General features: G+C 67.0%; 11 protein-coding genes. 7 read left to right on the top strand and 4 right to left on the bottom strand.

Annotated elements, in window-relative coordinates; translation table 11 throughout:
- The first annotated feature begins 380 nt into the window (after positions 1-380).
- Positions 381-3,992 (top strand): transcription-repair coupling factor, encoded by a 3,612-nt coding sequence (gene mfd, locus F1C58_RS12500; protein WP_185201416.1) that lies wholly within the window; start codon positions 381-383, stop codon positions 3,990-3,992.
- Positions 3,993-4,172: 180 nt separating this feature from the next.
- Here the strand turns inward: mfd and F1C58_RS12495 are convergent, their stop codons facing one another.
- Positions 4,173-4,607: a VanZ family protein gene (locus F1C58_RS12495; RefSeq protein WP_185201415.1), complete on the bottom strand. Its 435-nt coding sequence runs from the start codon at positions 4,605-4,607 to the stop codon at positions 4,173-4,175.
- A gap of 416 nt (positions 4,608-5,023) precedes the next feature.
- On the opposite strand from F1C58_RS12495, the gene F1C58_RS12490 reads away from it, so the two are divergent.
- Positions 5,024-6,382 carry an HNH endonuclease signature motif containing protein gene (locus F1C58_RS12490; RefSeq protein WP_185201414.1) on the top strand — a complete coding sequence of 453 codons (1,359 nt, stop codon included), beginning with the start codon at positions 5,024-5,026 and terminating at the stop codon, positions 6,380-6,382.
- 63 nt (positions 6,383-6,445) lie between these two features.
- On the opposite strand, the gene F1C58_RS12485 is transcribed toward F1C58_RS12490, so the two are convergent.
- Positions 6,446-7,030: a helix-turn-helix domain-containing protein gene (locus F1C58_RS12485; protein WP_185201413.1), complete on the bottom strand. Its 585-nt coding sequence runs from the start codon at positions 7,028-7,030 to the stop codon at positions 6,446-6,448.
- A 76-nt stretch (positions 7,031-7,106) separates the two neighbouring features.
- On the opposite strand from F1C58_RS12485, the gene F1C58_RS12480 reads away from it, so the two are divergent.
- Positions 7,107-7,991, top strand: coding sequence for an NAD(P)/FAD-dependent oxidoreductase (locus F1C58_RS12480; RefSeq protein WP_185201412.1), 885 nt, complete (start codon positions 7,107-7,109; stop codon positions 7,989-7,991).
- 10 nt (positions 7,992-8,001) lie between these two features.
- Here F1C58_RS12480 and F1C58_RS12475 read toward each other — a convergent pair whose 3' ends face one another.
- Complete coding sequence (locus F1C58_RS12475; RefSeq protein ID WP_185201411.1) at positions 8,002-8,835, bottom strand: DUF1206 domain-containing protein; 834 nt, start codon at positions 8,833-8,835, stop codon at positions 8,002-8,004.
- Positions 8,836-8,891: 56 nt separating this feature from the next.
- Here F1C58_RS12475 and F1C58_RS12470 point away from each other — a divergent pair, with 56 nt between their 5' ends.
- The gene (locus tag F1C58_RS12470) at positions 8,892-10,346 is read left to right on the top strand and encodes an MFS transporter (RefSeq protein WP_185201410.1); all 1,455 of its coding nucleotides are present in this window, start codon (positions 8,892-8,894) and stop codon (positions 10,344-10,346) included.
- Here F1C58_RS12470 and F1C58_RS12465 read toward each other — a convergent pair.
- Entirely contained in the window at positions 10,343-11,113 is a 771-nt protein-coding gene (locus F1C58_RS12465; RefSeq protein WP_185201409.1) for a CPBP family intramembrane glutamic endopeptidase, read from the bottom strand. The two genes, F1C58_RS12470 and F1C58_RS12465, sit on opposite strands and share 4 nt — an antisense overlap.
- Positions 11,114-11,167: 54 nt before the next feature.
- Between F1C58_RS12465 and F1C58_RS12460 the strand changes: the two genes are divergently transcribed.
- From F1C58_RS12460 to hisS, 3 genes are all read left to right on the top strand, one after another.
- On the top strand, positions 11,168-11,842 hold the full coding sequence (locus tag F1C58_RS12460) for a YabN family protein (RefSeq protein ID WP_185201408.1): 675 nt from the start codon (positions 11,168-11,170) through the stop codon (positions 11,840-11,842).
- A 336-nt stretch (positions 11,843-12,178) separates the two neighbouring features.
- Positions 12,179-12,790, top strand: a complete 612-nt coding sequence (locus F1C58_RS12455) for a TetR/AcrR family transcriptional regulator (RefSeq protein WP_185201407.1) — start codon at positions 12,179-12,181, stop codon at positions 12,788-12,790.
- Complete coding sequence (gene hisS / locus F1C58_RS12450; RefSeq protein WP_185201406.1) at positions 12,783-14,093, top strand: histidine--tRNA ligase; 1,311 nt, start codon at positions 12,783-12,785, stop codon at positions 14,091-14,093. Before F1C58_RS12455 ends, hisS begins: the two co-directional genes overlap by 8 nt.
- Positions 14,094-14,140 lie beyond the last annotated feature (47 nt).

The raw sequence follows: 14,140 nt of genomic DNA, 5'->3' as shown, positions 1-14,140 counted from the left end.
GACCCGCGTCCGCCGGTCAGTATCGGTCGCCGGTGCTCTTCTCGGCGACATCTTGCGCCGGATGGGCCCGGGGTTGGGAGGGCTTCAGCGTCGAAGCTGCGTCCGCCCGTCACTATCGGTCGCCTGCACCTTCAGTGGTGACACTATGCGCCGGATCGGCCCGGGTCGGGAGGGCTTCACCGTCGAAGCTGCGTCCGCCCGTCAGTATCGGTCGCCGACGCTCTCCTCGGCGAGATCTTGCGCCGGATGGGTCCGGGGTCGGGAGGGCTTCACCGCCGAAGCTGCATCCGCCCGCCTCCAACACGCTCCCGGGACGACGCAAAGTGAAGGATGACTCCCCACCCACCCGCATGTCAGCCCCCACGCGTACACTTGCCCGAGTGATCCTTTCGGGCTTGAATACTGCGCTTTTGCGCGCCCACACGTTCGAAAATGCCGTCTCCTGGGGCTCCCGCAGCGCAGATTTCTCTCTGGTCGACGGGCTTCGCGCCCCTCTGCTCGCCTCGCTGTTGAAGGCTCGAACCGTCAAGGCGAAGGCGCCACAGGCGCTGCTCGCCATCGTGGCGACCGGTCGCGATTCCGAGTCGCTCCGCTCGGCGCTCGCCAGCGTGATGCCGGACGCCCAGGTCGTCGAGTTCCCCGCTTGGGAGACCTTGCCGCATGAGCGCTTGAGCCCCAGCGCCGAGACCGTCGGCAAGCGCATCCACGCCCTGCGCACCATGCAGCGCTGGCAGGATGCCCCGCAGCGCGACCTGGTCATCGTCGCGAGTGTGCGTGCGGCGCTCCAACCTCTCGCCGACAACCTCACCAGCATCGAGCCGCTCGCCCTCTCTGCCGGTGGACGCGGTTACAACCTGGCGGGCATCAGCCGTCAGCTCGTCGACCTGGCATATTCCCGGGTCGACATGGTCACCCGCCGCGGCGAATTCGCGGTGCGCGGCGGTATTCTCGACGTCTTCGCTCCGGTGGCCGAGCATCCGTGGCGCGTGGAGTTCTTCGGTGACGAGGTCGAGCAAATCCGCCAGTTCTCGGTCGCCGACCAGCGTTCGATGGACGAGCCGATTCCCACGGTCGAACTCCCACCCAGCCGCGAGCTGCTGCTCAGCGAGGCCGTGAAACAGCGGGCCCGGGAGATGCAGCACGAGTTCCCGAGCCTCAGTCAGATGCTCGCCAAGATCAGCGAGGGAATTCCCGTCGACGGCATGGAGTCGCTGGCGCCCGCGCTCGCCGACAGGCTTGTTCCGCTCACGCACTACCTGCCGAAGGATGCCGCGATCGCGGTGCTCGCGCCGGAACGGGTCGCGAGCCGCGCCGTCAGCCTGGTCGAGACGAACCGCGAGTTCCTCAGCGCCGCGTGGAACGCCGCGACCGCGGGGGCCGAGGCGCCGATCGATCTCGATTCCGGCGACTTCCTCAGCATCAGCGCGCTGAGGGATGCCGCGGGCGCGCGTAACTGGTGGACGCTGAGCTCCTTCGACAGTGGTGCGGCAGAACCCGAGACCGTCACCACCGCGACCTCCGAGCTCCGTGACGGTGACCACTACATCCGGATCGATGCCACGACGGTTCCCACCTTCCAGGGCCAGGCCGACGGGGCGATCGACTACGTCGGCGACAAGCTGAAGGACGGCTGGACCGTCGCGGTTGTCGCGGCCGGCCACGGCCTGGTCGAGCGTGCAGCGGAGGCCCTCGGCGAGCACGGTTTCGCCGCCCGCATGGTGGAGGAGTTCCCGGCCGAGACCGAGACGGGCGTCGCGTACCTGCTCTGCGCATCCGTCGAGCACGGCTTCGAGTTGCCGGAGACCAAGTTCGCTCTGCTCAGCGAGAGCGAGTTCTACGGCCGCGCCGCCGGCTACGACACCCGCCAGGTGAAGAAACTCGCCAGCCGGCGCAAGAACGTGGTCGACCCGCTGCAGCTCAAGGCCGGCGACTTCGTCGTGCACGAGACGCATGGCATCGGCCGATTCGCGGAGCTGGTGCAGCGCACCGTCTCCACCGGCGGACGCAACGCCGTCAAAAACAACCGCGAGTACCTCCTGGTCGAGTACGCACCGTCGAAGCGCGGCTACCCCAACGACAAGCTCTACGTTCCCACCGACCAACTCGACCTGCTCACCCGCTATGTCGGGGGAGAAGCGCCCGCGCTCAGCAAGATGGGCGGATCCGAGTGGGCGGCGCAGAAAGGACGGGCACGCAAGGCGGTGCGAGACATCGCCGTCGAACTCGTGAAGCTCTACTCGGCCCGTATGGCGAGCCGCGGGCACGCCTTCCCGCCCGACACCCCGTGGCAGCGCGAGCTCGAGGAGGCTTTCCCCTTTGCGGAGACCCCCGATCAGCTCACCACCATCGACGAGGTCAAGGCCGACATGGAGCGGCCGATCCCGATGGACCGTCTCATCTCCGGCGACGTGGGCTATGGCAAGACCGAGGTCGCCATCCGCGCCGCCTTCAAGGCCGTGCAAGACGGCAAGCAGGTCGTCATGCTCGTGCCAACCACCCTGCTCGTGAAGCAGCACATGGAGACCTTCGCCGAGCGCTTCGCCGGCTTCCCCGTGCACCTGCGCGCGCTCAGCCGGTTCCAGACCGACAAGGAGTCCAAGGAGACGATCGAGGGCATGGCGGATGGCACTGTAGATGTCGTCATCGGCACCCACCGCCTGCTCAGCCCCAGCATCGTGCTCAAGGATCTCGGGCTCGTGATCATCGACGAGGAGCAGCGGTTCGGTGTCGAGCACAAGGACGCGCTGAAGAAGCTCAAGACCAACGTCGACATCCTCGCGATGAGCGCGACGCCCATCCCGCGCACGCTCGAGATGGCGGTGACCGGCATCCGTGAGATGTCGACTCTCGCGACACCGCCGGAGGACCGGCATCCGATCCTCACGTTCGTCGGACCCTACAACGACAAGCAGGTCGGGGCCGCCATCCGTCGCGAACTGCTGCGCGAGGGTCAGGTCTTCTTCGTTCACAACCGCGTCTCGTCGATCAGCCGGGTCGCCTCCCAACTGGCCGAGCTCGTGCCGGAGGCCCGCATCGCGGTGGCCCACGGACAGCTGCCCGAGCACGTGCTCGAGCAGGTGATGGTCGACTTCTGGGAGCGCAAGTTCGACGTGCTGGTCTCCACGACCATCATCGAGACCGGGCTCGACATCGCCAACGCGAACACCCTCATCATCGACCGCGCCGACAAGTACGGCCTCAGCCAGCTTCACCAGTTGCGTGGACGGGTCGGTCGTGGAAGGGAGCGCGCCTATGCCTACTTCCTCTACGACGCCGACAAGCCGCTCGGGGAGGTCGCGCACGACCGTCTAGCGACGATCGCCGCGAACAACGAACTCGGCGCGGGAATGCAGGTGGCGCTGAAAGATCTCGAGATCCGCGGGGCCGGCAACCTGCTCGGTGGCGAGCAGTCGGGCCACATCGCCGGAGTCGGCTTTGACCTCTACCTCCGCATGATCGGCGAGGCCGTGTCGACCTTCCGCGGCGAGGTCGCGGAGGGCCAGACCGAACTGCGCCTCGAACTGCCGGTGGATGCCCACATCCCCGAGGAATACGTGGAGAGCGAGCGTCTGCGCCTCGAGGCGTACCAGAAGCTGTCGACCGCATCCTCGCCCGCGGCATCTCCGGATTCGATCGATCGGGTGCTCGAGGAGCTCACCGACCGCTACGGCGAACCGCCCGTGCAGGTGCTCAACCTCATCGCCGTCTCCCGGCTGCGGCGGATGGCGCAGAAGGCCGGTCTCTCCGAGGTCGTCACGGCGGGCGGCAACCTTCGCGTGGCATCCATGGAGCTGCTGGACTCGATCCAGATCCGGCTGCAGCGGATGTTCCCGGGAGCCCGCTACTTCGCCCAGACCCACTCGGTCTCGGTTCCGCTCCCCGTGCGCCAGGGCATCCCGCTGGCCGACGCGGACCTCATCGAGTGGACCGGCCAACTGCTGGTCGCCATCTTCGGCGCCGAGCTGAAGGTGGATGCTCCGCTGGTCGAGTAGGTTGCCGGTCGAGTAGGTCGCCGGTCGAGTAGGTCGCTCAGCGACCGTATCGAAACCCGCCGTACAATCCGACAATGACCACTCCCGAACCCCGAGCCGTCGAACACACCGACGCCCTCCCGCCGAGCCCGCCCTGCGACACCTGCGGCTCTCCGCGCGAGCTCGTCATGCTCGAGCGCTTCACCGGCTGGTGGTGTCGCGAGTGCGCCGTCGCAACAGCATCGTGATGCTCACGCCGATGGCGGCCCCGACCGAATTCGCGAGAAGGTCGATCCAACTCGCATAACGCGCCGGGAGCAACAACGCCTGGCCAAGCTCGATGACCCCCGACAGCGCGACGCAGGTGCTGAGCGCGATCCACCACTGCCGCGCATTCAGTTGCGCTGCAACCAGCGCCCCCAATGGCACGAACAGCAACACATTCGCTGTGCGTTCGACGAAGCTGTAGTCCACGACATCCGGAACCCCGACGGAGTGCAGATACGCGAGCACGTGTAAGAGCGAATAGTCGATGGGTCGGTCGACGGGAGACGGCCAGAATCCGATCACGAGGCACGCCGCGACATAGCCCACTCCGAGAAGGGCGAGCAGTCGTCGGGTTCGTGCTCGCAGCATGGGGGAAGCCTAGTGAGGGTGGCTTGTGGACTGCCGGGTTGTCGTGCAGGTCGATCGAGCGGTCGTGTCGAGACTCAAATCGTTGCGTGGTACGCAACGCCCGTGATTGTGCGTCGAATCACCATCACGGCTTTCCTCGTCAGCGGTAGACCCCGCTGTTGACCTCGCCGATAAAGCGGGCAGGTCTGAACGTCGCAAAAAACGATCTCCTCAACGAGTTCCGGACGTCTAGTGATCCGATCGAGTACCGGTGATCTCTCGTCATCATCAGCGGCTTCCAACCCGAACCTGGGCTGTTCCGGCGCCGGTACCCCCTCTCCTCCACAACTGTCGTTTCGCTGGGTTCCCCACAGAAATACCTGGTCCGCGGCTATATTACGTCTACAAATGTCGGTGGCCACTGCGACCATGTCCTCATGACCACCCCGACTGCGACGCATCCCGACACTGTTGTTGAGGGCTCCCTCGATGCCGCATCTCTCACCGATGCCGCACTGCTCGACGCGCTCGAGCGCGGGTTCGAACAGCGGCACGCCGCGGACTCCCGGCTGGTGCGGCTGGCGGCCGAGGTAGTGCAACGGTCCCGGTCCAGCCTGGGGCCGGACGGCTTCGCCTCACGTCTCGGCAGCACCAGCGCGGCTGTGCTGCTTGCCGACGTGGGTCGTATCACGGCGGCCGAGGGGCAGCGGCTGTGCCGGGTCGCCGAGGCGACTTCAGATCGTGTGACGCTGCTCGGCGAGCGGATGCCACCCGCGTTCCCGATCGTCGCCGACGCGGTCTGTGCCGCGATCATCCCCCTCGATTCCGCCAATCACATCGTCGCGGCGCTCACCCAGGCGTCGCCGCGTGCGCAACAGGACGATCGCGTCGCCGCCGAGCTGGCACTCGTCAAGTTCGCGCTGGAGTCGCCGGCGGACCTGGTGCGCGCGGTCGCCGCTCGCTGGCGCGACGCGCTCGACGTGGACGGCATCGAACAGCGGGAGGGTGACCTTGTCGAACGGCGCTCCCTGCGCCGCAGCATCCTCGCAAACGGAATGAAGCGCTATCGACTCGATCTCGACCCCGCGGGATCCGCCTTCCTCGACGCCGCCATCGACGCGCAGGTCGGCCAGGTCATCCGTGCTCCGCGGTTTCACGAGTCTGATCTCGGTGCTCCGAATGCCGACCCACCCGACCCCGATCCGGTGCCCGATTCGCGCACTCTTGCCCAGATCGCGGCGGATGCCATCGTCGAGCTGGCCCGTCATGCCATCTCCTGTGACGGCACCTCCGTACCGCTGCCGTCTGCCACGATCGTGGTGCGGATGCCCCTCGATTCCCTGCTCAGCGGGGTCGGCGAGGCTCAGATCGACGGTATCGAGCAACCGATCTCCGCTGGCACCGCCCGACACCTCGCGGCCGACGCGCACCTCATCCCGGCCGTGCTGAACGGAGTGGGCGAGGTGCTCGACTTCGGGGTATCGCGCCGACTCTTCAGCAAGGCCCAGCGGCTGGCACTCGCCGAACGCGACGGTGGATGCGCCGTGGCCGGTTGCTCCCGTCCGCCGAGCCATACCGAGGCTCATCACCTGCGCTGGTGGTCGCGCGGCGGGGCAACCGATCTGGCCAACGGAATCCTGCTCTGTATCAAGCACCACCACACCGTGCATCGCGACGGCTGGGGCATCGAGGTGATCGACAACGTGCCGTGGTTCACGCCGCCGTCATCGGTGGATGTTCGCCGTCGTCCACGCCGGGGTGGGCGCCCACCGGTGCCGACCGTGCGGCGGGAGTGATGATGCAAGACCCGCCTGCACTCGCGAATCTACAACCCTGACGCCACGAGTCGCCCCGCCGTCCTACTTCCGTCCACCGCCAGTGCTCACCGCCACGTGCATCCGCTCGCCCTGCTTGCTGAAGAGCGTCAGGTATTCGACCCGACCCTGGTCGGCACTGCCGAACCAGTGCGGCACCCGGGTGTCGAACTCCGCTACCTCGCCGGGCACCAGGACGAGATCGTGGGGACCGAGCACGAGCCGCAACTTTCCGCTGAGCACGTAGAGCCACTCATAGCCATCGTGCACGCCCGGGGTGGGATGTCGCACCTCCTTCGACGCGGCGATCACCTGTTTGAAGGCGGCAATCGCGGACGGCTCGCGACTCAACGGAAAGGTGGTGACACCGGAACGGTGGGATCCGCGGGTGCGCACCCGCGGATCGGCAACCGGATGCGGCGTCACGAGATCGTCGAGGCTGACCTGGTGAGCGCGGGAGATCGGCAGCAGGAGTTCGAGCGTCGCTTTGCGCTGACCGGATTCGAGACGGGACAGGGTGCTCACCGAGATGCCCGTGGTCTCGGACAGGTCCGCGAGGGTGAGGCCCCGTTCCGCTCGCAGGGCGCGGAGGTGCGGGCCGATGTCATCGAGGACTGTGGAATCGGACATTCATCAAGTATCACATTCATTGCCGGAATGGCAATCTCGTTTGCCTTCATGGCAGCCAGCGCTGGATGCTCGAGGAATGAACATCCCTGAACTCCACAGCCCGGACCTCGCCGCCGCCCATTTCGACTTCGACTCGATCGTCATCGGCGGTGGAGCCGCGGGGCTGGCCGCCTCGATGGTGCTCGCCCGCGCACGCCGTCGGGTGCTGCTCATCGACGCGGGCGCCCAGAACAACCTGCGCACCACTCATGCCGGCGGGGTGTTCCTTCATGACGGGGAGGCACCCGCATCTCTCTACGCGCGAGCGCTGGAACAGCTGGCGGTCTATCCGACCTTCAAGCGGAGGCAGGCGCTGGTGACCTCCGCGGGGGCCGTCGACGGTGGCTTTCGGCTGGTGAGCGAGCCAGAGGGTCTCCCGCCGGAGGTGCTCACTGCAAAGACGATAGTGCTCGCCCAGGGGGTGCAGTTCTCGCCCTCAAAGATTCCGGGCGCGGATGCGCTGTGGGGCACGAGCGTCGTGAACTGTCCGTTCTGTGACGGCTACGAGTCACGGGATCTGCACGTGCTGGTCGCCGGCACGAGTGACTATCTCACGCACATGGCCGCGATGCTCCCCGCCTGGATCGACGACCTGAGTTACGCCGAGGGCACCGAGATCGCGGGGATGAAACGGGGCACCGAGGGGCTCGAGGTGCGCTTCACCGATGGCCGCAGCGAGACCTTCGGCCGTGCATTCGTGCAGCAGGAGTGGACCCAGCGCACCGCGCTCGCGGATGCCCTGGGCTGCGCGCGTCTTGACGACGGGCTTCTCCAGCTCGACGGCTTCGGCCAGACCACCGTCGCAGGAGTTTTCGCGGCGGGCGATCAGAGCGCCAACGCGATGCAGGTCAACCTCGCGGTCGGCTCCGGCCACGCTGCCGGCACGGGAGCCGTGTTCGCGCTCGTGATCGAGCCAGACTAAAACGCCTCGGCTACAGCTTCGCCAGCCGTGCCCGGGCGAAGCAGTACAGCCCGTAGGCGATGACACCCAGGCCGACGACCACGAGGATCACCACGCCGAACGGCAATCCGAGCAGGGCCTTCAGCGCGCCATCCAGTCCGGTGGCCTGCGAGGTGTTCGTGGTCGCGGCGGCGACGATGAAGAGGATGCCCACGACCCCCACGGCGATTCCCTTCGCCACATAGCCCGCGACGCCGAGCCCGACCACGGCCTTTCCGGCGGTGCCGGCCGGCACCCGGATGTGCTCCGTGAACGACTTCCGCACGCCCCGCACCACGAAGACCACTCCGATGGCAAGAACACCGAGACCGAGCACCACAAGCAGGAACACCCCACCCGGGCTGGCCAGAAGCGTGGCGCTGAAACTGGAGGTGCTCGATGCGGAATTGCTGCTCCCCCCTCGGGCGAAGGTGAAGGCGGTGACAGCGATAGCGAGATAGGCCACCGCTTTGCCCAGTTCGCCGGCGACATGGGCGGCGCGCTTGGTGGCATCCGGCTCACGCACCAGAGCGGCCGAGAGCAACTGCCAGATGCCGAGCGCGGCGAGACCCACGAACACGACCCAGAGCACGAACACTCCACCGGGGGCCGAGGCGAGCGCGCCGAGCGCACCCGACTGGTCGGCCTCACCACCGGAGCCAGCACCCGCCCCCGATGCGACACCGATGGCGATCCCGCCGATCAGGAGGTGCAGGATGCCGTTGACCGCATATCCGGTGCGGGCGAGCATCGAGAGGATCGGGCTGTTCTTCGCCTGGCTGGCAATGCTCGAGGCGGAGGAGCGAGAGAGGGGGGAGGGTGACATGCCGCCGAGTGTACGCCGCCGGGAATGAAGCGCGTGATCGGTCGCTTACAGAGTTAATGACTTCTCCGCCCCAGACCCTCGACGTGGGATTCCGTTCCGAGCGCGGTCCGATCCTCATCGCGCTGATGGTGACGACCGGCCTCGTGGCGATCGACTCCACGATTCTCGCGACCGCAGTCCCTTCGATCGTCGGAGACATCGGCGGCTTCTCCGCCTTCCCGTGGCTGTTCTCGATCTACCTGCTCGCGCAGGCGGTCTCGGTGCCGGTGTACGCGAAACTCTCCGATACGCTCGGCCGCAAGCCGATCATCCTCATCGGCATCGCTCTGTTCCTCGTGGGCTCGATCCTCTGCGGATTCGCCTGGAGCATGCCGGCCCTCATCGCGTTCCGCGCCATCCAGGGACTGGGTGCGGGAGCCGTGCAGCCCATGGCCATCACGATCGCGGGAGACATCTACACGGTCGCCGAACGCGCGAAGACGCAGGGCTACCTCGCGAGCGTCTGGGCCGTGTCGTCCGTCGTCGGACCGACCCTCGGCGGTGTGTTCTCCCAGTTCCTCTCCTGGCGCTGGATCTTCTTTGTCAACGTGCCACTGTGCATCCTCGCGATGGTGCTGCTGGTGCGAGTGTTCCACGAGAAGATCGAGCGCACGCGACACCGGGTCGACTACCTGGGAGCCATCCTGCTCACGGCATCGCTCAGTCTGATCATCCTGGCTGTGCTCGAGGGCGGCCAGGCCTGGGCATGGAATGCGCCGCAGAGCATCGGTGCCTTCGCGCTCGGAGCGGTTCTGCTCGCCGGATTCGTGATCGCGGAGAAATACGCTGCCGAACCGGTGCTGCCACTGTGGGTCTTCTCTCGCAGGCTCCTCCTCACCACCGCATTCATCTCGTTGGGCGTCGGCGCGGTACTCATCGGGCTCACCTCGTATGTGCCCACCTATCTCGAGCGTTCGGTCGGAGCACCGCCCCTCGTCGCGGGGCTCGCCCTCGCCGCGCTTACCATCGGATGGCCCATCGCGGCCTCGCAGTCCGGCAAGCTGTACCTGCGCATCGGTTTTCGCAACACCGTGCTCATCGGCATGGCCGTGGCGGTGACCGGCACGCTGATTCTCGCTCTCACCAGCCAGACCCCGAGCATCGCCGTCGTCGCCTCGAGTTGCTTCGTGGTGGGTCTGGGCATGGGGCTCGTCGCCACACCGAGCCTCATCGCCGCCCAGGCGAGCGTTCAGTGGAACGAACGCGGAGTCGTCACCGGCACCAACCTCTTCTCCCGTTCGATCGGCAGCGCCCTCGGCGTCGCGATCTTCGGGGCGATCGCCAACGGCATCTTCCAGTCGATCGGGGGGAGCGAGAAGATTCCGTCGAGCGTGGAGGCGGCATCCGGTGCCGTGTTCATCGCCGTGGCGATCGCCGCGGTCGCGACGGTCGCGGCGGCCGTTGCGATGCCGCGCACCCCGGTTGCGCAGGAAGAGAGCCGTGCGGGTGACGCCGAGCAGACCCCGGGCTAAGCGCGCACCCGCTGCACCCCGAACACCAGTACAGGGATCAGCACGAGAGACCGAAGGTCGATGAGGGCGTGCGCCACGATCGCCACGAGAATGCTTCCGGTGGCGAGGTACAGCACCATCAGCAGTGCTCCGATCACGGTGTTTCCCACGATGCCTGGCCAGCCCTGGTAGAAGTGCAACGCACCGAAGAGCAGCACGCTGCCGATGAAGGCCACCGGGGCGCTGCCGGTTGCGCCGAAGACGAGGGCAGGGACTGCGAGACGGAACAGCAACTCCTCGACGACTCCCGCATTCACCGAGAGAACCGCACCGAGCACCAATTCCGGACGATTGCGGGGCAGGAGCGCTCCGATATCACCGATCGTCGGCACGGACTCGGATCGCCGTGCAAGCGCGACCGCGGCGATGGTGCCACCCACGAGCGCGACCGCGAGCCCCGTCGCGAAGCCGGGAACGAGACCTCCCGTGTCGGCGAGCAGGGAACGCCACCAGAGTCCGATGGGCCAGCCGTCCACCTGCCGCTGGAAGAGCGGCACGAACTGCCCGGCGAGCAGCAGGATGATCACGGCTGCGCCCCCGAACACGGTCAAAGAGTCGAGAAACCACTTGCGCATCATCCGCTGGCGGTTGCGCGTGCGTTCGAAACGCTTGAAGCGCTGGAACTCGTTGCGATCCTTGCGCACGGCGCGATACACCAGCAGCGCCACCAAGCCGGCGAGCAGCACCAGCAGGATGGCCCGGGTCGTCGGGTCTGCGGGGGAGAGCACAGTTCATTCTGGCCGGTGACCCCCGGCCGAAGCTGGGCGCGGCAGGATGGACCCATGAGTGAACCCCTCGCCCCTCCCCACCCGAAGCTCGACGAGCTGATCGCCGTGCTCGCCCGCCTGCGGGCACCGGGCGGATGCGCGTGGGACCGCGAGCAGACGCACGAGTCTCTCGTGCAGTACCTCATCGAGGAGACCTACGAACTGGTCGACGCCATCGAGAGCGAGCCGGCTTCTCCGACGCGGCGGGAGGATCTCATCGAGGAGCTCGGTGACGTGCTCTACCAGGTGATCTTCCACTCCGACCTCGCAGCGGAGGCCGGTGAATTCACCATCGAGGATGTCGCCGCGCATATGACGGAGAAGATGATCGGGCGGCATCCGCACGTCTTCGGCGATGCGAGTGCCGACACTTCGGACGAGGTCGTCGCCCTCTGGGATGTGCGCAAGGCGGAGGAGAAACCGCACCGCACAAGCGTGCTCGACGGCATCCCGCACGGCATGCCCTCGCTCGCGCTCGCCGACAAGCTCATCGGTCGCGCCCACCGGGTGGGGCTGGAGGTGGATGCCGCGGCTGCAGTGTTCGATACCCCACAGCCCGACGAGCAACAGCTCGGCGCCCTGCTGCTGTCCATCGTCTCCGCGGCGAAGGCCAGGGGATTGGATGCCGAGCGCGCACTCCGGGGCGCGTTGCGCGAGCTCCAGGAAGACATCCGCCGGGCCGAAAAGTAAGCCGAGCGAGAAGAGACACCGGCAGCGAAATGAAATGGTGCCCCCCTCAACCCGAATGAGAGGGGCACCTCAGTCCGAAGCAGCTGGTTTCACTGGGAATTCCGCAGTGGAAAGCCGCTTCGGGCACAGGCCGACGAATTACCCGATCCGACGGCCCTGCTTGTGGGCACCGCACCTCGCCGATGGATCTCATGGGGAGATCTCTGAGCGGTTGGGCGGTGGGGTTGTGAGAGGAAAGCAAGCGCCGGATTTCCATCGACGGCACCGGCATCTGCATGCCTCGACACATCATAGTCGCTCTGGCGCGATTCTTCAAACGTACGTTATGTTAATCGCGTGGCGCGCCCCAAGGACCTCGATCGCAAGCCCGCGCTGCTCGCGGAAATCGTCGACTACCTGCTCGACAAGCCACTCTCCGGGCTGAGCTTCCGCACCCTTGCCGAGGCCCTCGCCGTGAGTACCTACACGCTCGTCTACCATTTCGGCTCGCGCGCCCAACTGGTTCGCGAGGTCATGCTTGCGGTGTCCGAGCGCCAGAACTATGTGGTCGGCGCCGTCGACGAAGAGACCGGACTGCTCGACCAGCACCTCGAGAACCTGCACAACTCCTGGCGACTGTCGCTCGATGAGCGCAGCCTGCAGCTGCAGCGTCTCGAGTTCGAGGCGGCGATGCTCGAGTCCCGCGACCTTCTCCCCGATCGCATCACCCTTGCCTCCTTCGAACGGTGGCACCGCGCCGGTGTCGAGGCACTCGTGAAGCTGGGGGTTCCGCGGCCCGACGCCGAGCTCGAGGTGCGCATCATCGTGGTCACGATGTACGGACTGCACTACGACCTCATCGTCACCAGGGATGTGGAGCGCAGCACCGCCGCGTTCGAGCGGGCTCTCGACCACTACGGCCGTCGCATCCGGGACCTTGCCGTCGTGGAACAATCGAGGAATGGCTAGCCCGATAAATCCCTCGCGCGGAATGCGTGACTTCCTGCCCGCCGACAAGGCGCGGCGTGAACGCGTACTCGCGGTCATCCGATCGGTCTTCTCAGCCCACGGCTTCGACGAGATCGAGACGCCGGTGATGGAGGATTCCGCCCGCCTGCACGCCGGACTCGGCGGCGACAACGAGAAGCTCGCCTACGGGGTGCTCAAGCGCGGCCTCACCGCGGCCGACATCGCCGCGGCGACGGACCCCCTCGACCTCGCCGACCTCGGGCTGCGTTTCGACCTCACGGTGCCCCTCGCCCGGTTCTACGCGAGCCACCGAGCGGAGCTGCCCACCGTGTTCCGCGCCATCCAGGCGGCCCCGGTCTGGCGTGCGGAGCGACCGCAGAAGGGCCGCTACCGACAGTTCGTGCAGTGCGACATCGACATCATCGGAGAGGCCGGCCCGCTCGCCGAGATCGAGCTGCTCACGGCCACCGCCGATACTCTGTCGGCTCTCGGCCTCGTCGGGTGCACCATCCGCATCAATGACCGTCGTCTGCTGATCGGCATGCTGACGACTCTCGGCTTTGCCGCCGACTCGCACGACCAGGTGCTCATCACCATCGACAAGCTCGACAAGGTGGGCCAGGACGGCGTGATCGCAGAGCTGCGGGAACGCGGCGTGGACGCCGCGGCGGTCGACGCGCTCGAGACCTTCTTCCGCCGCCCGCAGACGATGGAGTTCCTCAGCTTCGGCGAGCGTGCCATCCGCAAGGCGCTCCCCGAGGGCGCGGATGACGCGGTGGTGGCCGAGCTCGTGGCCATCGGGCAGGCGGTCGGCGGTGCCGGCGATCGAGGCGCTGACGCGGCGGCGTCGAGACCCACCATCGAGTTCGATCCTTTCCTCGTGCGGGGCATGGGCTACTACACCGGCGCCATCTTCGAGGTCGTGCACCCCGAGCTGCCCTATTCGCTCGGGGGCGGCGGAAGGTACGACGGCATGATCGGTCGCTTCCTCGGCGTGGATGTGCCGGCCGCAGGCTTCTCGATCGGTTTCGAACGCATCGTGGATCTCGCGCGGCTGCAGGACGGCGAAGGCACGGGAGGCGTCGCCCTCGTGTATGACAGCGAGGTGACATCCGACATCCTGATGCGGCTGAAGAGCGAGCTCATCGAGAGTGGGCGGCGCGTGCGGCTGGAGCGCGCACCGCGCAACCTGAAGCCGCTGCTGGCGCAGCTTGCGGCATCCGGGTTCGTCGAGATGGCGACGGTGTCGGCCACGACGACGACCGTCGGCGACCTGCGGATGCGCGCCCTCACTACCGAGTAGGAGCACGGCCGCCGAGTGGGGGAACGGGCCGCCGAGTAAGATGGCGA

Origin of the sequence: Glaciihabitans sp. INWT7 (assembly GCF_014217685.1) — a bacterium.
Lineage (GTDB): Bacteria > Actinomycetota > Actinomycetes > Actinomycetales > Microbacteriaceae > Lacisediminihabitans.
Note: the sequence above shows the minus strand (reverse complement) of the source record. Positions and strands in the feature narration are given on the sequence as shown.